Source organism: Sorangium sp. So ce124 (assembly GCF_051525235.1).
Taxonomy (GTDB): domain Bacteria; phylum Myxococcota_A; class Polyangia; order Polyangiales; family Polyangiaceae; genus Sorangium; species Sorangium atrum.
In genome coordinates, this window is sequence record NZ_CP150312.1 from 8,930,093 (window position 1) to 8,950,865 (window position 20,773).

The 20,773-nt window shown below is 70.8% G+C and carries 19 protein-coding genes; 7 read left to right on the forward strand and 12 right to left on the reverse strand.

The genetic code is table 11. The annotated features are described in order from the left end of the window. Positions 1-5: 5 nt before the first annotated feature. On the reverse strand, positions 6-272 hold the full coding sequence (locus WMF19_RS33380; RefSeq protein ID WP_044969499.1) for a phosphopantetheine-binding protein: 267 nt from the start codon (positions 270-272) through the stop codon (positions 6-8). An 84-nt stretch (positions 273-356) separates the two neighbouring features. Here WMF19_RS33380 and WMF19_RS33385 point away from each other — a divergent pair, with 84 nt between their 5' ends. Together WMF19_RS33385 and WMF19_RS33390 are read left to right on the forward strand one after the other, a co-directional pair. Next, a complete protein-coding gene (locus WMF19_RS33385) occupies positions 357-1,148 on the forward strand; it encodes an enoyl-CoA hydratase/isomerase family protein (protein ID WP_437323912.1) in 792 nt (263 codons plus the stop codon). 171 nt (positions 1,149-1,319) lie between these two features. Further along, on the forward strand, positions 1,320-2,168 hold the full coding sequence (locus tag WMF19_RS33390; RefSeq protein ID WP_437894055.1) for an RNA polymerase sigma factor: 849 nt from the start codon (positions 1,320-1,322) through the stop codon (positions 2,166-2,168). Between the two features lie 61 nt (positions 2,169-2,229). Here the strand turns inward: WMF19_RS33390 and WMF19_RS33395 are convergent, their stop codons facing one another. Continuing rightward, positions 2,230-3,774: a flavohemoglobin expression-modulating QEGLA motif protein gene (locus WMF19_RS33395; protein WP_437894056.1), complete on the reverse strand. Its 1,545-nt coding sequence runs from the start codon at positions 3,772-3,774 to the stop codon at positions 2,230-2,232. A 130-nt stretch (positions 3,775-3,904) separates the two neighbouring features. On the opposite strand from WMF19_RS33395, the gene WMF19_RS33400 reads away from it, so the two are divergent. Continuing rightward, positions 3,905-4,939: an AAA family ATPase gene (locus WMF19_RS33400; protein ID WP_437323915.1), complete on the forward strand. Its 1,035-nt coding sequence runs from the start codon at positions 3,905-3,907 to the stop codon at positions 4,937-4,939. Between the two features lie 24 nt (positions 4,940-4,963). Here WMF19_RS33400 and sixA read toward each other — a convergent pair whose 3' ends face one another. Beyond that, a complete protein-coding gene (sixA, locus tag WMF19_RS33405; protein ID WP_437323916.1) occupies positions 4,964-5,491 on the reverse strand; it encodes a phosphohistidine phosphatase SixA in 528 nt (175 codons plus the stop codon). Positions 5,492-5,571: 80 nt separating this feature from the next. Beyond that, a complete protein-coding gene (locus tag WMF19_RS33410; protein WP_437894057.1) occupies positions 5,572-7,467 on the reverse strand; it encodes a MopE-related protein in 1,896 nt (631 codons plus the stop codon). Positions 7,468-8,249: 782 nt separating this feature from the next. Between WMF19_RS33410 and WMF19_RS33415 the strand changes: the two genes are divergently transcribed. Continuing rightward, the gene (locus WMF19_RS33415) at positions 8,250-8,810 is read left to right on the forward strand and encodes an SMI1/KNR4 family protein (RefSeq protein ID WP_272094861.1); all 561 of its coding nucleotides are present in this window, start codon (positions 8,250-8,252) and stop codon (positions 8,808-8,810) included. Positions 8,811-8,863: 53 nt separating this feature from the next. After that, on the forward strand, positions 8,864-9,934 hold the full coding sequence (locus tag WMF19_RS33420) for an RluA family pseudouridine synthase (protein WP_437894058.1): 1,071 nt from the start codon (positions 8,864-8,866) through the stop codon (positions 9,932-9,934). On the opposite strand, the gene WMF19_RS33425 is transcribed toward WMF19_RS33420, so the two are convergent. From WMF19_RS33425 to WMF19_RS33435, 3 genes are all read right to left on the reverse strand, one after another. Beyond that, the gene (locus WMF19_RS33425) at positions 9,915-10,178 is read right to left on the reverse strand and encodes a hypothetical protein (RefSeq protein WP_012238561.1); all 264 of its coding nucleotides are present in this window, start codon (positions 10,176-10,178) and stop codon (positions 9,915-9,917) included. The two genes, WMF19_RS33420 and WMF19_RS33425, sit on opposite strands and share 20 nt — an antisense overlap. Before the next feature lie 84 nt (positions 10,179-10,262). Further along, on the reverse strand, positions 10,263-11,804 hold the full coding sequence (locus WMF19_RS33430; protein ID WP_437894059.1) for a hypothetical protein: 1,542 nt from the start codon (positions 11,802-11,804) through the stop codon (positions 10,263-10,265). Beyond that, complete coding sequence (locus tag WMF19_RS33435) at positions 11,801-12,460, reverse strand: Maf family protein (protein ID WP_437894061.1); 660 nt, start codon at positions 12,458-12,460, stop codon at positions 11,801-11,803. Before WMF19_RS33435 ends, WMF19_RS33430 begins: the two co-directional genes overlap by 4 nt. A 175-nt stretch (positions 12,461-12,635) precedes the next feature. Here WMF19_RS33435 and WMF19_RS33440 point away from each other — a divergent pair, with 175 nt between their 5' ends. Together WMF19_RS33440 and WMF19_RS33445 are read left to right on the forward strand one after the other, a co-directional pair. Further along, positions 12,636-14,657, forward strand: a complete 2,022-nt coding sequence (locus tag WMF19_RS33440; RefSeq protein WP_437894063.1) for an OmpA family protein — start codon at positions 12,636-12,638, stop codon at positions 14,655-14,657. After that, positions 14,654-15,592, forward strand: coding sequence for a PPC domain-containing DNA-binding protein (locus tag WMF19_RS33445; RefSeq protein WP_437894064.1), 939 nt, complete (start codon positions 14,654-14,656; stop codon positions 15,590-15,592). Before WMF19_RS33440 ends, WMF19_RS33445 begins: the two co-directional genes overlap by 4 nt. A 120-nt stretch (positions 15,593-15,712) precedes the next feature. Here WMF19_RS33445 and WMF19_RS33450 read toward each other — a convergent pair whose 3' ends face one another. The 5 genes from WMF19_RS33450 to WMF19_RS33470 all read right to left on the reverse strand — a co-directional run bounded on the left by WMF19_RS33450 (position 15,713) and on the right by WMF19_RS33470 (position 20,771). Beyond that, entirely contained in the window at positions 15,713-16,228 is a 516-nt protein-coding gene (locus tag WMF19_RS33450) for a polysaccharide biosynthesis/export family protein (protein WP_437894065.1), read from the reverse strand. 77 nt (positions 16,229-16,305) lie between these two features. Continuing rightward, a complete protein-coding gene (locus WMF19_RS33455) occupies positions 16,306-17,697 on the reverse strand; it encodes a hypothetical protein (RefSeq protein WP_437894066.1) in 1,392 nt (463 codons plus the stop codon). A gap of 38 nt (positions 17,698-17,735) precedes the next feature. Further along, positions 17,736-18,311: a hypothetical protein gene (locus tag WMF19_RS33460; RefSeq protein WP_272094871.1), complete on the reverse strand. Its 576-nt coding sequence runs from the start codon at positions 18,309-18,311 to the stop codon at positions 17,736-17,738. A gap of 209 nt (positions 18,312-18,520) precedes the next feature. Beyond that, complete coding sequence (locus WMF19_RS33465; RefSeq protein WP_437894067.1) at positions 18,521-19,969, reverse strand: AgmX/PglI C-terminal domain-containing protein; 1,449 nt, start codon at positions 19,967-19,969, stop codon at positions 18,521-18,523. Positions 19,970-20,159: 190 nt separating this feature from the next. Next, the gene (locus WMF19_RS33470; protein WP_437894068.1) at positions 20,160-20,771 is read right to left on the reverse strand and encodes a hypothetical protein; all 612 of its coding nucleotides are present in this window, start codon (positions 20,769-20,771) and stop codon (positions 20,160-20,162) included. Positions 20,772-20,773: the final 2 nt, after the last annotated feature.

The following is a 20,773-nucleotide window of genomic DNA, read 5'->3' on the forward strand; positions in this document are numbered from 1 at the left end:
CGCGTTCACGCCGCCGCGGTCGACTTGACGATGTGGGCCACGAGCGCGTCCACCGATGCGAAGATCGGCCTCGCTTCGTCGCCCTCCGGGATGCGGACGCCGAAGCGCTCCTCCACGCTCATGGCGAGCTGGAGCGCGTCCAGCGAATCGAGGCCCAGCCCCGCGCCGAACAGCGGCGCGGCGTCGTCGATGTCGGCCGGCGTCTTCCCCTCGAGGTTCAGCTCCTCGACCATGAGTTCTTTTAACTTCTGCCGCACGTCCTGCGCGTTCATGAGCACGTCCCTGCGGGGTAGCACAATTCCGCGCCTTTCCACCAGGGGGCAGCGCTTTTTCTGACGGTTTGGTAAAGAGCGCCCATGGCCCTCGTCGACTACGCCACCTCTGCAGGCGTCGCGCTGCTTACCCTCAATGATCCGCCGGTCAACGGCTACACCCACGAGATGATGAAGGACCTCGACGCGGCCATCCTCGAGGCCCGCTTCGACAACGATGTCCATGTCATCGTCATCACCGGGCACGGCGAAAAGTTCTTCTGCGCAGGAGCGAACATCAACATGCTCCGCGAGTCGGACCCGACGTTCAAATACTACTTCTGTCTCCACGCGAACGAGACGTTGAGCCGCCTCGAGCACACGCCGAAGCTCTGCATCGCCGCGCTGAACGGCCACACCGTGGGCGGTGGTCTCGAGATCGCGATGGCCTGTGATCTCCGCATCGCCCGCAAAGGCGCCGGCAAGGTCGGGCTCCCCGAGGTCGCGCTGGGCGTCCTGCCAGGCACGGGAGGCACCCAGCGCCTCGCCAGGCTCATCGGTAAATCGCGGGCGATCCAGCTGATGTGCGAGGGGCAGACGTTCGATTTCGAGACAGCGCTCGCGGTTGGCCTGGTCAATGACGTCTGGGAGACGGCCTCCCATGACGAGTTCATGGATCGGATCCTCGCGTACAGCCACACGTTCACGCTCCCGGATCGCGCGGCGCTCGCGGTCGGGCGCATCAAGCGCGCCGTTCAGACAGGCTTCGAGGTAGGGCTCGAACAGGGGCTCGCCCTCGAACGAGAGCTCCAGGCCGAACTGTTCACGTCGGAGGACGCCCGTGAGGGGCTCGCCGCCTACATGGAGAAGCGGAAGCCGGTGTTCCAAGGCAAGTGAGCGCACGCCGCACGTCGAGCAATGCGCTGCCTCGCCGTTCTTCTCCATGGGGTAGTAGCCGGCACCGCGGTTGAGACCCCATGAATGTAACAATAATTACATTCCAAAGGACGACATCGGAGGGTTGGACGATTTTCAAATCGGCGGAGGCCGCTGCACGTAAGTTCAGGCATGCAACAGCTTGTTGAGCATGGGCCCCTGCTGGAGCGGCCCAGCTTCGAGACCGTGTACACTGTCGGGCTGTCGTTCCTCCGACAAGCGCTCCGCTGGCTCGGGGTGGCAGAGCGCGACATCGACGACGTCCTGCAAGATGTCATGCTCGCTGCGTATCACGCGCTGGATCGCTTCGATCCGAGGCGCTGCCCCGACGAGGCGCGCGCGGGACATCACCCCTGCGGGCACGCCCCAAGCGTGGAGCGAGGGGCGCCACAAACCGCGAGCCCGCTCGGCGAGCCCCTCAGGCGCTGGCTGTTCGGCATCGCCTGGCGACAGGTCAGCCACTATCGCGAGCGCGCCTACCGCCGCCGAGAGATCGCGGTCGGCGCCGGGGCGAGCTGGCCGTTCGAGCTCGCCGACCCCGGCTTGACCTCGGAACAGCTGCTCGCGCGCGAGCAAAGCGGCCAGCTCGTCGGCAGGCTGCTCGGCGCGATCGACACCGAGCGACGTGTGGTCTTGATCATGCACGATCTGCTCGATGTGACGACCGCCGACATCGCGCGCGACCTGGACGTGAACGAGAACACGGTGCGCAACCGCCTCCGGCTGGCTCGCGAAGACTTCCGCGTGGCGGTGAAGCGCATGAACGCCGAGGACCGACGCGCGCTCCACCACCCGTTGAGCCTCCCGGTCGCCGAGCGCGCCCGCGCGGCCGACGAAGAGTCGCTCATGAGCGCGGCCAGGCTCATCCCCGAGGTGCCGGACGCACTCCGGCGCAGGATCTGGCTCGCGGTCATGCGCGCGATCGCCGAGGCGCACGCCGCGGGCCCGGGCGCCCAGGCCTGCGCCGCGCCGGCCCCGTAGGCGACCACCGCACGCACAGAGAGGAGGCCGCCGCAACCGGAGCTCCCGGAAGCGGCCGCTCTCAGCGCTCCAGCATCCTGGCGTAGTGCTCGGCAAGCGCCGTCCCTCCCAGGCGGGAGAAGAAGGAGGAGTAGCATATCCAGATCGCCAGCCCGTTCATGTCGTCGAAGATCGGCGGGAGATACGGGGGAGGGCGGATGATCCCGTCCGTCACGTGCGCGTGGAGGACAGGGACGTCCTCGTGCGCGACCTTCCCAACGAACAAGAACGGAATCAGCATCGCCCGATCGTGCTGAATCGCCGCGCGCATGAAGGCGTAGTTGAGGACGATCCCCTTGCAGTAGCAGGCGTCCTTGGTGAACGGCGCCCCTCCCGCGAGCACACCGCCGCGGAAGACGCGCCTGGCATTCTGGAAGCACTCGTCTTCTTCGTAACCTTCGGTGCGGTACCACTCGAACACGTCGAGGAACGAGGCCCCGTCCTCCGCCTTGTCCACCGCGAGGATGCGGTCGTTCAGCTTCTTCGCCCGACGCGGGGTGCTCCTGAAGGTGAGGATCTCCACCAGGACGGCGAGCCCTTCCTGAACCGCCGTGGTGCGCGGAGGCCCCTTCGCGAGCCAGCGCGCCACCGGCTGAGCTTGCCCGTTCAAGCTGGTCGCCACGTGCACCCACCCCTCGTGCGCCTCGAGGATGTCGACATCGCTCTTGGAGAACATCGCGCCGCTCCGGATCTTCACGTAGTCGCTGCCCGCGGCGGCGTCCGCGAGGAGCGAGTCGTCCACCTGGACGCGGATCGACGCGCCGCCGAAGAACCGGTCGAAGCGGGCGTTCAGCTCGAGCGCCGCCATCTCCGCCGTGATTTCGCGCTGCTGCGACGGGCCGAGCCGCTCTCCGCCGATGGCCGTCAGGAGGTCGTAGAGCACGAAGCCCATGTCCCGCACGCTCGTCTTTCCGTCCGGCAGCTTGTCCTTCGGGGACCCGTAGAGCTCGCGGGACAGCGCGTAGAACGCCTTCGTTCCCCGTCCGATGAGCATGCTCACGACCTTCCGGTACTCGTCCGCCGTCGCGCGGAGGATCTGCCCGAGCCGGTCGCGCTTGCCGAGCTCCCGCTCGGCGTCGCGGAGGATCTCCTCGAGCTCGCGCTGCTTGGCCTCCGGGTCGAACCCCAGGTCGTCCGAGTAGGTGACCACCGGCAGCTCGCGCTGCTTCGAGCGGAGAAATTGCTCTTCGACGTCCGCCTCCCAGCGGAGCGCCTGGAGGATGCGGATCGGTCGCTGCGCGTCGAGCACGCGCTGGGCCAGCGTCGCGAGGATCTCCTTGTAGGAGCGCCACGGCCCCGCGACCGGCGGGAGCGGCGCGTGCGGGATCGGCCCGTCGTGCAAGCTCAGGGACTCGAGCGGCGCCGACGGCGCTTCACCGCTCTCCCCGCCGCCGTCCCCAGGGCCGCCCGGACCGCCGGTCGCGGCCGCTCCCGCGCCGTCCTCCGCCGCGCCAGCGCTGCTGCTGCGCGGCTCGTCCGCTGGCTCGCTCACCGTGAGCTCGCGCTGCGCCTCCACGTCCGCCGCGTGCGCCCCTCTCCTCTCCCCGGCCTCAGAGCTCTGCGCCATTGCGATCGATTGCTAACACCGGCTCACCTGCCGGAGCAAACCTCCACGGGCCAGGACCCGCGCCGCAGGGAGAGCCGGCTTCGCCGGGTCCTTGTCGGCATCGCGGCCTCGGGGTACGAGCCCTGCCCGTATGAGCGATCCCGAGCACAGGAATGACGCCGAGACGACCGCCGACGAGGAATCGACCGCCCTCTCGGATGCCGCGCTCCTCGAGCGCACGGCAGAGGGGGCCAGGCGGCTCCGCTCGGCGATCGCGGCGGCGGTGGTCGGGCAGGACGACGTCGTCGAGGCCATGCTGATCACGCTCGCCGCGCGCGGGCATGCGCTGCTCGTCGGCGTCCCGGGGCTCGCCAAGACCCTGCTCGTGTCGTCGCTCGCGAGGGCGCTCGACCTGAGCTTCGGGCGCGTCCAGTTCACGCCCGATCTGCTGCCCGCCGACATCACGGGGACCGACGTGCTGCACGAGCAGCACGGGTCGAGGAGCCTGCGCTTCCAGCCCGGCCCCATCTTCCACAACCTCGTCCTCGCGGACGAGGTGAACCGGACCCCGCCGAAGACGCAGGCCGCCCTGCTCGAGGCGATGCAGGAGCGCAAGGTGACCGTCGGGACCACCACGCACGCCCTCCCCGACCCGTTCCAGGTGTTCGCGACGCGAAACCCGATCGAGCAGGAAGGAACCTACCCTCTGCCAGAGGCGCAGCTCGACCGCTTCTTGCTGGAGATTCACGTCACCTACCCGAGCGAGGCCGAGGAGCGCGAGGTGGCGCGACGGACGACCTCGGGGAAGCCGCCGGCGATCGCGGCGGTGCTCAAGGCGAGAGAGGTGCTGGCGATCGGGCGCCTCGTCCCGAGGATCCCAGTCACCGACGAGGCCGTGGACCTCGCGGTGCGCCTCGCCAGGGCGACGCGGCCGGGGGCGGAGCGCGCAGCGCAGGAGGTCCGGGACTACGTGCGCTACGGCGCGGGGCCGCGGGGGAGCCAGGCGCTGGTGATCGCGGCCAAGGCGCGCGCAGCGCTCCGCGGCGAAGCAGCCGCAGACGTGGACGACGTGAGGGCGCTGCTGATCCCGGCGCTGCGGCACCGGATCGTGCTGTCGTACCGCGCCGAGGCGGACGGCGTCCGCGACGTCGACGTGCTGAGCGCCGTGGAGAGATCGGTGCGCTGAGCGGCGCCGCGGCGCGGACGCCCGTCACCGGGCGCGAGGCGCCTGTTGCTGCGCTTCCTTCACCGGCGTGACCGCCTTCATGGCCTTCAGATCCAACGCGAAGCGCAGCGTCCCCGGCCCGCGCCCGTCCCAGCTCACCGCGACGACGCCGCTCTTCTTCAGGCTCAGGCCGGCCCAGCCGCCATCGCCGAGCAGCGACGTCACCAGCGCCGACAACGAAGGCTCGTGCCCCACCAGCGCCAGCGGCTGAGCCCCCTGGTGCTGCGAGAGCAGGCGAAGGATCTCGGCCGTGTCGCGTGAGGGAGAGAGCTCGGCGACCACCGACACCTCGTCGGTCAGCCCGGCGGCATCGGCGATGATCTCCGCGGTCTGCACCGCGCGCACGAGGGGGCTCGTCCAGATCGCCCCAGGACAACGGTCCTTCTGCTTCGCGAGCCATTTGGCGACACGCCGGGTCAGCTTGCGCCCCTTGCCCGTCAACCAGCGACCTGCGTCGCCGAGGTCCGGCGCGTCATCCACGGCATGGCCATGGCGAATGATCAGGATCTCCATGACCTGACCTTAGCCCGGACGAGCGCCAGCCGGGGAGCGCCGTGCGCGCGAAAGAGGCAGCGGCGCCGCCTCGACGCCTGTCAGAACTCGCACTGATGGGTCGCATCGTTGCAGTGCGAGCCCGGCGCCACGAAGGGACAGATGCTCCCGCGGAAGCTCTCGCACGGGAAACCGCACGTGAACGTCGTGTGCGTGTAACAGAGCTGCCCCCCGTCGCAATCGGCGTCGGAGGCGCATCGGCAGTTGAAATCGTCAGGAAACCCGTTCCCGTTTTCATCAAGGCCGTTGCAGCACTCCGTCACGTAAACGTCGCTTGCGCTGCAGTCCTCGTCAGCGCAGTCGAGCGCGCCGTCGCAGTCGTTGTCGATCCCGTCGGTGCACGCGGCGGTCCCGAACTCGGGGCCAGGCGCGGCGCCCTTCGCGCAGCTCCGGCATGGGCCGAAGGTGGCGCAGCCGGGATCAGCGCAGTCGACGTAGTGATCGCCGTCGTTGTCGAGGTCGTCGTCACAGATCTCGCGCGGGTTCGGGGCGATCTCGACGTTGAGCACGAACGGGCCCTCGTTCGGTCCGCTCGCGGGATCGATCGTGAAGCCGTCGAGGAAGACGAAGTACGTGCCCGGGTACAGGATGCTGAAATCGAGCAGGGAGGCCTGCGCCCCGCCGCTGTCGTCGTCGCAGCCGATCTCCCGGCCGGAGTTGCAGGCGCCTGTGCGGACGTAGAGCGCCGTGTCGAAGCCCGACCCGCGCGAGTCGAGGTGCACGCGCGACGGCGCGGTGAGCACGAAGAAGAAGACCGCCTCGCCGGCGTCGCCGCCGCACTCACCCCGGGTCTCGCTCACGTGCCCGGCGGTGTCCCCCGTGTAGGTGCCAGTCCCGGGGATGCGCTTCGGCGACAGGCAGTTGGCCTGCTCGAGCACGCACACCGGGCTGCTGGCGCAGTCCGGGTCCTGGCAGTCGACCAGGGCGTCGCCGTCGTCGTCGACGCGGTTGTTGCACCGCTCCGGCGTCGGCTCGCAGTTCGGCGCGAAGGCGCAGGCGCTGTCCGCGCAGTCCACGCGCTCGTCGCAGTTGTTGTCGACGCCGTCGTCGCAGACCTCCGGCACGCAGCGCTTGCAGGCCGGCGCGGAGACGCACTGCGGGTCCGCGCAGTCGACGCGCCCGTCGCAGTCGTTGTCGACGCCGTCCTCGCACCGCTCCGGCGAGCCGGGCGGCTCGCACGCGCAGGGGAAGATGCCGCGGCAGTCCGGATCGCCGCAGTCGACCAGGAGATCGCAGTCGTCGTCCTCGCGGTTGTCGCAGCGCTCGCGCTGGGAGGTGCAGGCGCAAAGCGGCTCGGAGGCGCAGTCGGCGTCGTCGCAGTCGAAGGCGAGATCGCAGTCGTCATCGACGCCGTTGCCGCACTTCCCGGCCTCCGAGGTGGAGCAGCCGCAGGCCGGCGTTCCCGAGCAGTCCGCGTCGAAGCAGTCGACGATCGTGTCGCAGTCGTCGTCGACGCCGTTCTGACAGCGCTCGCCGGCAGGGCTCGGGGTGCAGCCGCAGATCTCCCCCGTTGCGCACGCGGGATCGAAGCAGTCGCTCACGCCGTTGCAGTCGTTGTCCGCCGCGTCCGTGCAGATCTCCGGCGCGCCCGGGAAGACGGACGGGTTGAGGTCGTTGCAGTCGCTCCCCCCGCAGAACGTCGGGCCGACGCCGTCCCGATCGTCGTCGCGGGGACGATGGTCGCAGCGCCCGTCTGTGCAGTCGTCGCTCGTGCAGTCGTCGCCATCGTCACAGTCCGTGGGGCTGCCGCATGCGTCGGAGCCTCCGACGCCCCCGCCTCCGCTCGATGAGGTCGACATGCTGCCGCTCGTCGCGCCGCCAAAGCCGCCCCCACCAGCGCTGGCGCCCGAGAGGTCGGGGAGGCTCGTCCGGCCGCACGCTCCCGCCAGGACGCCGAGCGCCGCCCATACGCCGAGCGCGAGGAGGTATCGTCGCATCCGGGAAGGCCGCGGAGGCGCCCCCTCGAACCACGCTGAAGAGCCCGGCTTCATCTCTCACCCTCTCGCACCGGCCGCACGGTGCCCGCGCTTCGGTCCACTTTACAAGCCCGAGTTTCCAGGAAAGCAAGTTTTGATCCGTTGGCGCTGGCCGGTCGGCGGGGGCGTCGATCCGGAGCGCACTTCTCGCTCTGCGCGGCCTGGCCGAGCAGCTGCCAGGACGGCTCACGAGCTGGCCTGCACGCCGAGCCGGCCGGATCGCGCCGCGGATCAGTTGCGGGTCGGAGCATCCGCGTGTAACGAGGGCCGGTGGGTGCGCAGCTCCAGATCGAGTACGAGCGGCCGCCTCCTGGCCTTCAGCGCGGGCGTTACCCTGCGCCACAATGGGTCATCCTGGGGATCGGCGCCGCGGTGGTGCTCATCGCAGCCGCCGTCCTGATCTGGCGAGCGCGGCGCGCCTTCAACGCGCGTGGGAGAGGCGGACCGCGCTCCTCGAGGCGAGGGTGAAGGAAAACCAGGCGAGCACTTCAGGGGGAGGAGGAATGATCGACCGCAGTGCGATCGCTGGTTGACACCGAGCGGACCGGACCGGTAGGCACCATAGAGGGACGCGCACCCGGTCGGCCGATGTAGACCGCTGGCCGAGCGCGCGACGAGCCTGCAACAGTCGGGGCCCAGAGACGCGGCCCCAGTGAGGCCCTTTGGGTCCTGAAGAACACCGCGCAACCGCGGCCCGTGGATACATGGCACCGACCGAACGTGGCGTTGAGCTCGTGCATCGCGTGATCGCTCAACTGAAGAAGCGCCCTTCCAGCCATACCGCCGTGGGAGCGAGCCAGGCGGCTCTCGATGCGCTCGAGTCGAGGCTGATGGTCGAGCTGCCGCCCACGCTGCGGGCGTTCCTCGAGTTCGATTTCGCGCTCGATAGCCTGGGCCCGCGGTTCAAGGGGCGGCATCGCTTCGGCCAGGACCCGTCGGCGCCTCGACCGAAGCTCACCTCGGTCCGCAAGCTGGCCGAGGCGAAGACCGACCTCGGCTGGACCGAATCGCGGCTCCGGGCCAAGGTCGTGAGGCTGCCCAACCTCCCAGGTCAGCCATGGAACGCGCTCTACCTCGGAGAGGCCAGGCGGGACGGCGAGCTCGTCATCCTCGGCCTCGACAACGAGGACACGAACGTCCGGGTCTTCCCGCGCTACACGGCGTTCGACCTGTACCTCGCCGAGCAGTGCGGCCTCATCAAGCTGCGCGAATCGCAGCGGCTCGAGGACCTCGAGTCGCACGTGGCGCTCAACCCCGAGCTCGGGACCGCCGAAGAGGACGACGAGGGCGACACGGAGTATTGATCGCGCGGCCGCGACGCCCTCGCCCTGGCGCCGCTCGGCCGTGAACGACATCCGTGACGAACGCGATGGCTGCCGGTGCAGGAGCGCTCCACTTCCGGTTCCAGGTGGACGACGGCGACCCTCGTGACCGGCTCGACAAGCTCGTCGTCCACCTGCTCGACCGCGCCGGCCATGCGGCCTCTCGCGCGGCGGTGCAGCGGTGGATCGCCGCCGGTCGGGTCCTCGTCGACGGGGTGCCGGCGCGCGCGTCGGTGGCGGTGCGCGCAGGCGCGCTCGTCGAGGTCCGCCCCGAAGAGCCGTCGCCCTCGCCCACGGCGGCCGAGCCCGACGTGGCCATCCCGGTGGTGTACGAGGACGAGCACCTGCTCGTCATCGACAAACCTGCAGGGCTCGTCGTGCACCCGGCCCGCGGCCACGAGTCCGGCACGCTGGTCAACGGGCTGCTCGCCCTGCCCGGGTTTGCCCTGGCGCCTGCCGATCCGCGCGATCCCATGGGCCACGTCCGCCCGGGGATCGTGCACAGGCTCGACCGAGGGACGAGCGGCCTGCTCGTCGTGGCGAAGGACGAGCCCACCCGCGAGGCGCTGAAAGATCGGTTCGCCAGGCACGCGATCGAGCGCGAGTACGCCGCGATCGTCGCCGGCGAGGCGCGAGACGCCACCTACGACACGCTCCACGGCCGGCACCCGACCGACAGGCTCCGGTTCACGTCGTGGATCCGCGGCGGCGCAGGCGCGCCCGGCTCCGGAGCCGGCGCGCCCGGCTCACGCGTCCCCGCGCCGCGCCGCGCCGTGACGCACGTCCGCGTGCTCGAGAGGCTCGGCGACGCGGCGACCGTCGTCGCGTGCTCGCTCGAGACGGGTCGCACCCACCAGATCCGGGTGCACCTCGCCGAGCGCGGCAGGACGCCGGTCCTAGGAGACCCCCTCTACGGCAAGCCGCCGAAGAAGCCGGCGATACGGGCGATCGCGGAGGAGCTGGGGCGGCAAGCCCTCCACGCGCGCGTGCTCGGGTTCATCCACCCCGCCACGCAGAAGCCCGTGCGCTGGGAGAGCGCGCTGCCAGCGGACATGCGCAAGGCGCTCGACCAGCTGCGGGCGCTCGCTACCAGATCTTCGATTTGATGTGGCCCTTGGACTTGATCAGGATGTCGACGAGGGCGCGGTCGTAGAAGTTCTTCTGGTAGAGGTCCGGCGAGACGCGGCTCTTGTAGAGGGCGCGCCCTTCCTCGATCTCTTCGGACAAGACCGTGAAGAGGTCATCCTGCTGGATGCCCTGCACGATCTTCTCCTCGTTGTAGAGCGAGAGATCGCTCGCGATGGCGCGCGCGAGGCGGCGCGCCGCCTCTTCCGTTTCAATCAAGGGCATCCGTCTCTCCTCCAGGTTCGCCAGCCGGGGGCACGCGCTCCCGAGCCGACGGGGGCCTAGGATGCAGCAGCCCAGGCGGCGCTGTCAAAGTAGCTCGTCGTCCGACGACTCGCGCCCGCACCCGCGCGGCTGCGCGAGGGGCGCGGCGGGCATGTGGGTGGTCGCTCCGGGCGCGCCGGCGGCAGGCCGATCCGCTTCCTGGCGCGCCGCGGCGAGGGCCGCGAGCCCCGAGAGGAGCGGGAACGCGACCAGCGCGTAACGCCCGGCACCGAAGAACACGGCGTGCGTCGCCGCGGTCGCAGCGAGGACGGCGAGCGCCGCGCCCACGAGAACCGGTGCCCGGAGGAGCGCGCGGCCCTTGAGCAGCGCGAGGCCGAGGAGCGCGATGTAGCCCACCCATGCATGGATGTGCAGCGCGGCGACGACCCCCAGCGCGAACAGCGCGAGCCGAGCGACGTCGAGCGCGCGCTGCGCGAGCGAGGGGCGGCGAGCCGCGCCGGGCGCCTGCGCGGGCCTGCGCGCTGCCCACACGAGCGCGGCGAGGAGGACGACGCGCTCGAAGACGGTCTCGACGGCGCCGAGCGCGACCTTGTGGGCCTCGCCGAACGCCGACGGGTTCGAGGCGTGGAGGTACCACCCGGCCGCGCCGCAGTAGTCGAACGTCGCCGCGAGCTTCCTGGGCACGAGCCCGAGCCATTCGCCCGGGTGCTCCGCGATGTACCGGCGCGCCTCGCGGCCGAAGCAGGCGTCCTTGCCGGCTTCATCGAAGACCTCGCGGCACGCCTCGGGTACCTGGACCGGCGCCCAGGCGCCGGTGGACGCCGGGTCCGCTCCGATGAGGAGATTCCATCCGCCGTTCACGCTGACCAGAGCGCACTGGTTCATCCGCAGGCAGTTGCGCGCGGTCCACGGCGCGCACACGAGGAGCGCCGCGATGACGGTCAGCAGGACGGGCGCCGCGCGCGCGGCAAACGGCGAGAGGAGCCGGGGACCGCCCGCAGGCGGAGAGCCCGAGAGGGCGAGGCCGGCGAACAGGGGCGCGAGCAGGAGCGCCTGCGGGCGGACGAGGGTGGCGGCGCCAAGGAGCAGCCCGATGACGGCGAAAGGGGCCAGCGCGGGGCGGCGCTCCCGCGCCCTCGCGGACGCCCACGCCGCGCAGGCGACCAGCGAACCGGTGACGCCCTCGGTCATGAGCGCCGGGGTATACGCGACGAGCCCGGGGTGGAGGGCGACGAGCCCACCGGAGAGCGCCGGCACGGCGCGCGAGCGCGGCGCAGCGCGGGCCGCCAGGCGATGGACGGCGAGCGCCGCGAGCGCGCCGAGCACGGCGTTCAGCAGCATCGCGACCGCGGTGTGTGTGCCGAGCAGCGCGTACAGCGCGCCGACCGCGCCCGGATAGCCCACCGGGTAGTGCGCGGCGTATGTGACGACGCCGTCCGGCCATAGCCACGTGTAGCCGAGCCCCGCCGCGATCCGCTCGGCGATGCGCTGGTAGTACGTCCCGTCGGCGGTGGGCGGGAAGCGCTCGGCCGCCCAGAGGACGACGGCGAGCCGCGCGGCGAGGGCGAGCGCGAAGATCGTGCCCGCGTCGCGCCGACGCGCGACGACCGAGGCGCCGCCGCTCATGACGAGCGCGCGAGCGGCAGCGGGAAGCGCGCAAGCAAGCCGGTGGCCTGCAGCGCAGCGACGACCTCGCACGCGGGCAGACCGACGACGTTCGAATAGGAGCCGTCGATGCGCGCGACGGCGAACGCGCCGATGCCCTGAATCGCGTAGGCGCCGGCCTTGTCGAGCCCCTCGCCGGTCGCCGCGTACGACGCCACCTCGTCGTCGTCGAGCTCGCGGAAGCGCACCCGCGTGACGACCGTCTCGGCGTGGAGCGCCTCGGCGGGGCCCGCGACGGATGCCGTCGCGACGTCGGGCCGATCGCCGTGGGCGATCGCGAACCGCGTCCAGACCTGGTGCTCGCGGCCCGAGAGGGCGCGGAGCATGGCGCGCGCGTCGCCCTCGTCTCGCGGCTTGCCGAGGATGGCATCGCCGAGGATGACCGACGTGTCGGCGACGAGGATCGCGCCGGCCCCGGCCGCCTGGCGCAGGCGCCGCGCGGCCGCGAGCTTCGCCAGGGTGACGCGCTCCAGGTAGGCAGCGGCGTCCTCGCCGGCGCGCCCCGCCTCGTCGACCTCGGCTGCCGCGACGCGGAGAGGCAGGCCGAGCGTGGTCAGGATCTCTCGCCGGCGCGGCGAGCCGGAGCCGAGCAGGAGCGGGTGCGAGTCGTCGATCATGATCGTGCGGACGCCGGCGGCGCCGGCCCCGGCCGGGCGTGGTCCTAGCACGGCGCGAGCGCGACCGCGGAGCACGACGCAATCCGACGCAAACCGAGCCCCGGACGCCAGCGGATCGCGACACGTCGATTGCTCTTTTGACTCTCCCCCCGGCAGTAGTAGAGGGTCAGGCGCGATGCGCGCCAACCGGAGGGTGCCTGCACGATCGAGCCTCCCGCTGCTGGTGGCGTCCGGGGTCTTCACGGCAGCCCTCCTTCCGGCGCCGGCGCGCGCGGACGAGTGCACGCCGGCCAGCGGGCTGTCGGGCTGTATCGACGCCGACAACCTCTGGCCTCACGCAGGCGGCGGTCCTTTCTTCGCCGTGGGGAGCACAGGGACGGCTCCGGACGCGAAGGCTTCGTTCGGCCTCGTGGCGAGCTACCTGTCGCGGCCAGTGGGCCTGCGCACCGCCTCGCCCGACCCCGAGGGGACGGTCATCCATGCGCTGGACAACATGGTCGACGCGACCTTCCTGGCGTCGTTCGGGCTCACCGATCGCCTGGAGGTGACGGTCGCCGCCCCCGTCACCCTGTACCAGGACGGTGCAGGCTTCTCCGACGTCCTCGGCACCGACACGGAGCTCCAGCGCAGCGTGATGCGCGACGCGCGCCTGGGCGCCGCGTTCGCGATCTTGCCGCCGGCCCAGCGTGGTCCGCTCGACGGCTTCTCGCTGGCGGCGCGCCTCGATCTGGGTCTGCCCACCGGCGACAGGTCGGTGTTCGCCAGCGCCGGGACCGTCACGCTCGCGCCGAGCGTCACCGCGGCGTACCGGCTCGGCAAGCTCCTGCTCGCGACCGAGGTCGGGGCCCGGCTCCGTGGATCGAGCACGCTGATCGATACCGAGGTCGGCCCGCAGCTCCTCGGCGCCCTCGGCGCCTCGGTCGATGTGCTCCCGGACCGCTGGCTCACGGCGTCCGCGGAGGCGTTCGCCCTCTACACGCTCGCCGAGCAGCCCGCCGGAGCACCGGCGCTGGTGCCGGCGGAGTGGATCCTCTCGGCCACGAGCGCCCCGCTGCTCGCAGGCGACGTCTCGCTGTCCGTGGGCGGCGGCAGCGCCATCCCGTTCGCCTCCGACGGCGCGCTCACCGCGCCGCGCTTCCGGTTCAACCTGGGGCTCCGCTATGCGCCGACGGGGCGCGATGCAGACGCCGACGGCGTCCTGGATCGCGACGACGAGTGCCCGCTCGTCGCGGAGGATCGCGACGGCTTTCGGGACGGCGACGGCTGCCCCGATCCAGACAACGACGGCGATCGGATCCCCGACGGTCGCGACAGGTGCCGGGACGAGCCCGAGACGATCGACGGCTTCCAGGACGGCGACGGCTGCCCTGATGCGGACGACGACAGCGACGGCGTCCCGGACGACGCGGACGCCTGCCGGAACGCCGCCGAGGACCGCGACGGCTTCCAGGACAGCGACGGCTGCCCCGATCCCGACAACGATGGCGACGGGATCCTGGATGCGAGCGACACGTGCCCCATGGGCGCGGAAGACGTCGACGGCTTCAAGGACGACGACGGCTGCCCCGATCCCGACAACGACATCGACCAGGTCCCTGACGCCAGCGACCAGTGCCCGAACAGCGCCGAGGATCGCGACGGCTTCCAGGACGACGACGGCTGCCCCGATCCCGACAACGACGAGGACGGCGTGGCCGACGCGGCCGACGCATGCCCCATGACCGCCGAGACGATCGACGGCACGAACGACGCCGACGGCTGCCCTGAGCCGGGCGGCAGGTCCTTGCCGCGGTGGTCCGGCGATCAGGTCGTCCTCGACGGCCTGGTCCGCTTCCCGGCGGCGAGCGCCCGCGTGCCGCCAGCCCTCGCGGCGCAGCTCGGCATGATCGCGCAGCTCATGCGCGGGCGCATGCCCCTCGACATCGTCATCGTGGAGGCCTACGCCGATCGTCAGGGCGATCAGTCCGCGCGCGCCATCGAGCTCGCGGGCGCGCGCGCGAGCGCCGTCAAGGATCTCCTTGCAAACGCGGGCTTGCCGGCGGACCGGATCACGGCCGCCGCTGGCGACCCATCAGCCAAGCGCGCGCCAGGCGCGCCCCAGATCGAGGTGACGGCGACCCGCGCTCGGCGCTCTGAAGGAGCCCCGGGTGCTCCAGGCGCCGCCCCCTCGACGACCGGAGAAAAGAAACAGCGATGAATGTCCTCGAGGCACGCCGTGCCCGCCATTTGATCATCCGCCTCGACCGGGGCGAGGAGCTCCCCGCAGCGCTGGTGCGCGCCCTCGATGAGGCTGAGGCGCGCGCCGGCTGGATCGAGGGGGTAGGCTCGCTCGAGAAGGCCGAAGTGGCGCTGTTCGATCAAGCTTCCCGCACCTACGCGAAGACGCGCGTCCTCGACGGCCCGTGCGACGTGGTGGCGCTCTCTGGGAACATCGCGCTCCAGCAGGGAGAGACCTCGCTTCGGCTGTCGGCCACGCTCGCCCGCGAGTCGGGCGTCGGCCTCCAGCTCGCCGCCGGCGAGCTCGTGTGGGCGCGCGTCTACGGGCTCGAGCTCCGCGTCACGGCGTTCGACGATCTGCCCCTGGTGCGGGTGTTCGACGATCGAACGGGCACGATGCAGCTAGCAACCCAGTCGTCGGCCCTCCCCGCGCTCGCGGGCGAGCCGCCCCGCCTGGCGCCTCCGGTGCACGCCGCGGAGCTGCCGCGCGCGACGCCTCCGGCGCCCGCCGCGGAGCCGCCGCGCGCGACGCCTCCGGTGCACGCCGCGGAGCTGCCGCGCGCGACGCCTCCGGCGCCCGCCGCGGAGCCGCCGCGCGCGACGCCTCCGGCGCCCGCCGTGGAGCCGCCGCGCGCGACCTCATCGGGCTCCGCGGAGCTCGCCGCCGCCCCGCTACCGCAGCGCCCGATCCGTCCTCGCCAGGAGGACGAGCCCTATCCGGAAGTGGGCGACAGCGTGACCCACTTTCACTTCGGCGAGTGCACCGTGATCAGCTCGGATGGCGAGCGGATCCGCCTCCGCCAGGAGCGCGACGGCCGCGTGCGCGAGGTCTCGCTGACGATGCTCCGCATCGAGCCTCCCACCGTCGACGCGGCGACAGGCAGGAAGCAGTTCCGCCTCGCACGGAAGAACTGAGAGCGACCGCGCCCGCGCCACCTCGTTCGAGAGGTGGCAGACGGCGCCTCGGCGCTCAGAAGACGCGCTGGGCGATGTGGAGCCACCTCGTTCGAGAGGTGGCAGACGGCGCCTCGGCGCTCAGAAGACGCGCTGGGCGATGTGGATCGAGTCCCCTGCCTGGAGCGGCACATCGGGGATCTTGTTGTCGATGATGTCCTCGACCGAGACGGTGGCAAACACCGTCTTGCCCTGAGACTTCCTGCGGATCGTGACCCGATCCTTGTCCGCGATGCTGTTGAACCCTCCCGCCATCGAGATGGCGCGGAGCAGCGTCATGCCGGGCTGGAGCGGCAGGGACCCAGGCTTCTGCACCTCGCCGAGCACCTCGACCCGCTTCGAGTTGTACTCTTTGATGCTCACGCTCACGCTGGGATCGGTGAGGACCTGCCCTTCCATGAGCTTCGCGCGCACGAGCTCCGCGACCTCCTGAGGCTCGAGGCCCGACACCTTGAGCCGCTTCACGTACGGGACGTCGACGGTGCCATCCGGCGCGACGGTGAACGTCGAGGGCAGCTTGTCTTCTCCGACGATGCGGAGGTCGAACACGTCGCCGACCCCGATGGTCGTCGCCTCCACCGGCGAAGGCAGGTTCACTGGCTGGGGCTTTCGCGCTGAGCACGCAGCGAGGGCCAGCGCGAGCACGGCGGCGGTCCACCGACCAGGGCGCCGCATCACATGAACCAGCGCACGCCCAGGTAGGCTTCGAACTGCTGCCATGCGAGAGAGTTCGACGTGCCTCCGTCCTCAGGCGTCAGCCGTGTGCCGCTGATGTTGTTGCCGTAACGTAGCGTCGAGTTGATGCCCAGCGAGTCTCCTATCCGGTACTCGCCAAACAGAGAGGCATCGATGCGGACATCAGTCCAGGGGTCGTGCTGCAGGGTGGCGCCGCCAGGCGGGATCTCGGGATACACGTTCGCTGCCACGCCACCGTCTGCGATCAGCAGAAAGCGCCCACCGAAGAAGTAGGTGAGCTTGAGGTACCCGCGATTGCGCGCGTAATAGCTCGCGAGAAGGCTGTCCTGAAAATCACGCGTGAAGCCGGCCGACAGCGACGAGAGCGCGAGCGTGGCCGCGGCAGGATCGGTCGACGGGTTGGGCGTCAGGTACCACTTCAGCTCGAGCTGACCGATGACGCTGTCGAAGTCGTGCACCTCGGCCTGGCTGTCTGACGTGTAGAAGCTCGCGCCCCAGCCCGCCATCGCGAGGAGGCCAAATGACGACGTCACGAGGCCGTTGATGCCGAGCTGCGCGCGCAGGGGATGAGAGGAGGGCAGGGAGCCCGGATTCGGATAGTTCACGAACCCGAGCGAAGCGTCGTAAATGAGCGCGGTGCGCGGCAAGAAGCGCCAGCGGCCCCGCGTCCCGAGCCTATGCTGCATATTCGTGAGGCTGTCGAACTCATCGAGCTCGAAGAACGTGCCGAGGAAGCGGTAGCCCAGCCGCCAATCGAGCAGCCCCCCGCCCGGCGTCCATACCAGCTCTGCGCCGGCGTCCGCGTGGATGCGCCGAAAGCTCTCGTTGGTAATCCCGAGATCAGAAGGGGCAATCGTCCGGCCGAGCGACGCGTCGAGGATCCCGGACCACGGGCGTCGAGGCAGGATCTTCACGTTGGCGTCGAGCAGGCCGCCGATGTTCCGCTGATCCCTCAGCCGCTCCTGCCCTAACTCGCTGCCGGATACCGGGAAGAACTCTTCATAGGTCGCGGCGATGCCGGCGCGAAACTCGACGTCTGGCGGCGGCGCGTCGGGCGTCACCTCCTGGCGCTGCTGGCTCAGCGTCGAGAGCGAAAACGACGGTGTGATCCGGAGCCGCAACGAACCGACAGGCCCGATATCCTCGATATCACCCAGGCTGGCGTCGTCTTTCTCGTCCCGGCGGAAGAAGTTGGAGTCATAGCCGAACTCCGCGGCCACCCCGGGATGCAGCTCGAGATCGCCGGTGCGTATCCCGATGCCCTCTGTGTAGCGCCGATCCTTGAGCCACGGCTGATCCTGCGCCAGGGCCAACGCCGGGGACAGAGTGAGTGTGACTGCAGCGGCGGCTATGGTTTCACGAAGTTTCATCGCCTATTGGGCAGTGGCAATCCGAGAGAGGCGGTCGCCTACCGAAAACAGCTACTGCACGCAGGCGGCTCGATGATGATCTGGCTGACGGGATACTCGGAAGGATCGTCCTTGGGGAGGTTCGGATCGATCGTGGCCGTCACGGCGCTATCGCCGATAAAGCCTGCTTCCTGTCCGATGCACTGGTTGGCCTCAGCCGTCAGTTGCTCGGTCCGCTGTCGCAGCACCGTCAGGATCGTGAACTCATGGTTGGAGAGATCGACGTCACGCCGATTCACGGCGAGCTCCAGGCCCTGCCGCCGCTCGCGGGCGGAGCGGATGGCGACGTCGATCTGATTCAGCTTGTCGTCAAGACAGAGCGTCTTCACGACGTCGCGCTGCGACCGGGCCGTCTCCAGCTGGCGACGAACCGACGTGCGGGCGCCGTCCATCCGGGCGAGGTAGGTCTCGCTCTGCGCGAGCTGCTCCGCGGGCGAGAGCGTCACCTGCCGCGCGAGGCCGGCGGAGGCGTCCGGCGGAGGCGCCGTCTGCGCCTGCGCAGCGGCGATCCCGTGGCCGATCACGACCGAGATCAGCGCCACTGCGGCGAAGCCAGGGATCTGTTCACGCTTCATCGAAGCCTCCGGAAGTCAGACCCGCGCAGTATAGGTGCGGGCAGACGTAATTGTCAAAACGCAATGAACATGCCGAGCAGCAGCGCGCGTCCGTCGGGAGCACCCGTACGGCGCTCTCCCCGTTTCGATGCGCGACATCACCACGCCATTCACGTTCAAGCGAGGAGAGAGGATTGCGTCTTGTCCACGGATCCGGGAAGCATCGGGGGCTATTGGCTCACGAAAGTGACAGGAATCACAACCGTCGCGCCGCCGCCCTCGGGCGGCGCGAACTGCGCGCTCTGGACGCGCGCGACGACGCACGAGACCACCGTACCGGACAGCCCGCCGCCGCCGGAGGGGGTCGCCGAGAGCACCTCGCCGTTGGGGCCGATCTTCGCGGTGATCCGGACCGAGCCCTTCATGCTCGGGTCCTCTTGAAGACCTTTGTTGTAGCAACGACGGAAGCCGGCGGTCATCCCGGCCACGACGGAGGGCGCGTTCGAGACGCTCCCGCCGGAGACCGCGGCGCCGCCCACCTGGGCGTTGCCGACCGGCCCCTTGACCGTCTGTGCCGAGCCGGCCGTCGCTGGGCCGCTGGTCCCGGTGTTGCCAATCGTGGCGAGGCCACCACCGCCGGCCGCGCCAGGTCGCACAGTGCCACCCCCGGCGCCGCCCATGTTCAATCCCGCCACACCGCCCTTGCCGACGCCGGCCCCTGAGGCGGCCGCATTCTCGAGCAAGCCGGTGGGCACGTCGCCCGAGCTCAGGACGCTGGCGGTCGCGTTCCCGCTCGAGTTGAGCGCGCCCAGCATCTGCATGTCGAGCTGCGCGAGCTCGTTGGTGAGCGCCGACGCGCGGGCGTCGTTCATCCCGCCAGAGCCCTTCCCCGGGCTGGCAGCCGCCGCGCCCTTGTTCCCTCCGCCGGCGGCCTTCGGCGCTTCGGCAGCAGGCGCCGCCGTCGCGGCCGGCGTCTCGGCGTCCTCCTTCGGCGGCAGCTCCACCGGCGGCGGGGGCAGCTGCTTCACGGACTCGAGCAGCTGCGCGACGTCGAGCTCATCGTCGACCACCGGGTCCATCCAGTCGGAGTAGATCGACCCCACGGCGCCGAAGTGGAACAGGAACGAGAACGCGGCGATGATCGTGGTCGTCCAGTCGATGTCGTTCGCGATCCCCGACCTCACCGAGACGGGCAGCTGCGGCTTGGGCTGCACCGGCGGCGGCGCGACGAACTGGAAGAGGAACGTCGTCTCCCCCACGACGAGCTTGCCGCGCGCCTCCTCGGTGAGCTGGACCTGGTAGGCCTGGACATTGCCGACCGCCACACGCTTGGCGGATGACTTGAGCACGGAGAGCTCGGAGACGCCGGCCTTGAAGGCGACCCGACCGGTCATCCCGTCCAGGAAGTTGAGGAAGTACTCGCCCCCCACGAGCTCGAACACCCGGAAATTCGGCGGGATGTTCTTGCTCGGGATGACGAACATGCTCTTTTCGCTGGGGCCGATGGTGACGTGGGTGCGCTGCTTGATGACGCGCTCCTCGATCACCTTCCCCCCCTGAACCAGGCCGATCCTGAGGACCTTCGGGCCGGTCACCGGTGCGACCGCCCGCATGACCGCGGTCATCTGCCCGGGCTGCCCGGGGCGCGACGGGGTGGGTTGCGGGTGCTGCTGGGTCATTCCAAAGGGCTCCGGGAGAGGGGGGACGAAGCGGGCGCCGATCGCGATCGCGCGCCGCTGGCGGAGCCGCGCCCCGGCGCCCGGTAGGCCCCGGGCCCGGATCCGCGAGCGACGCGCCGCGCAGCGGAGGGCACCATAATTTGCGAGGGTACACGGACATCTCGGGGCGGTCCAGGAGCGCGCGCCACGCTCACCTGGGCGCCCGTCGAGAGCGTCGAGGCGTTCCGGAAGGGGCCCCTGGGCCCCCGACGCCATCGACGTTATCGGCGCCATCGAGTGGTTCCAGGGCGACCCGTACGAGCGCGTCGATCGCCTCACGCCCTCGCGCGGCGGCGGCGCGGCCGGCCCGCCCAGCGGCCGCGGACGCGATCGCGCCGGCGCTCCCCGCGCCCAGGACGAGCGCGATGACCGAGGGCCCGGCCTCCGCGAGGTACGAGAGCGTGGCCAGGAGCAGCGCGGCGAGCGCGGACAGGCGCGCCGCCGCGCGCGGCCACCCCGCGCCGGCGTCGAGCCGCTGCTCGACCTCGGCGAGGAGCTCGTTCGCCGCCGCGATCTTCGCGCGCGGGTCGGCGGCGGCCATGACCTCGAGCGCGAGGCGGCGCTCCCAGCTCTCCGGCGGCGACCGCCTCGCGAGCTCCGCCAGCCGCGCCTCGACGGGCAGCGCGCGGAGCGAGCGCGCGAGCGACATCAGGTCGCCGCCGGTCACGCGCGCGACCTGCGCAGGGTGCGTCCAGGAGATCGCGGCGCAGGCGGCGCTCGACGCGATCGACATCGCGCTCAAGAGCACGGCGACGGCGGACACGC

Excerpts from the sequence above, each read along its gene's own strand:
- WMF19_RS33380 (WP_044969499.1), bottom strand. The coding sequence starts at position 272 with ATGAACGCGCAGGACGTGCGGCAGAAGTTAAAAGAACTCATGGTCGAG.
- WMF19_RS33385 (WP_437323912.1), top strand. The coding sequence starts at position 357 with ATGGCCCTCGTCGACTACGCCACCTCTGCAGGCGTCGCGCTGCTTACC.
- WMF19_RS33390 (WP_437894055.1), top strand. The coding sequence starts at position 1,320 with ATGCAACAGCTTGTTGAGCATGGGCCCCTGCTGGAGCGGCCCAGCTTC.
- WMF19_RS33395 (WP_437894056.1), bottom strand. The coding sequence starts at position 3,774 with ATGGCGCAGAGCTCTGAGGCCGGGGAGAGGAGAGGGGCGCACGCGGCG.
- WMF19_RS33400 (WP_437323915.1), top strand. The coding sequence starts at position 3,905 with ATGAGCGATCCCGAGCACAGGAATGACGCCGAGACGACCGCCGACGAG.
- sixA (WP_437323916.1), bottom strand. The coding sequence starts at position 5,491 with ATGGAGATCCTGATCATTCGCCATGGCCATGCCGTGGATGACGCGCCG.
- WMF19_RS33410 (WP_437894057.1), bottom strand. The coding sequence starts at position 7,467 with ATGCGACGATACCTCCTCGCGCTCGGCGTATGGGCGGCGCTCGGCGTC.
- WMF19_RS33425 (WP_012238561.1), bottom strand. The coding sequence starts at position 10,178 with ATGCCCTTGATTGAAACGGAAGAGGCGGCGCGCCGCCTCGCGCGCGCC.
- WMF19_RS33430 (WP_437894059.1), bottom strand. The coding sequence starts at position 11,804 with ATGAGCGGCGGCGCCTCGGTCGTCGCGCGTCGGCGCGACGCGGGCACG.
- WMF19_RS33435 (WP_437894061.1), bottom strand. The coding sequence starts at position 12,460 with ATGATCGACGACTCGCACCCGCTCCTGCTCGGCTCCGGCTCGCCGCGC.
- WMF19_RS33440 (WP_437894063.1), top strand. The coding sequence starts at position 12,636 with ATGCGCGCCAACCGGAGGGTGCCTGCACGATCGAGCCTCCCGCTGCTG.
- WMF19_RS33445 (WP_437894064.1), top strand. The coding sequence starts at position 14,654 with ATGAATGTCCTCGAGGCACGCCGTGCCCGCCATTTGATCATCCGCCTC.
- WMF19_RS33455 (WP_437894066.1), bottom strand. The coding sequence starts at position 17,697 with ATGAAACTTCGTGAAACCATAGCCGCCGCTGCAGTCACACTCACTCTG.
- WMF19_RS33460 (WP_272094871.1), bottom strand. The coding sequence starts at position 18,311 with ATGAAGCGTGAACAGATCCCTGGCTTCGCCGCAGTGGCGCTGATCTCG.
- WMF19_RS33465 (WP_437894067.1), bottom strand. The coding sequence starts at position 19,969 with ATGACCCAGCAGCACCCGCAACCCACCCCGTCGCGCCCCGGGCAGCCC.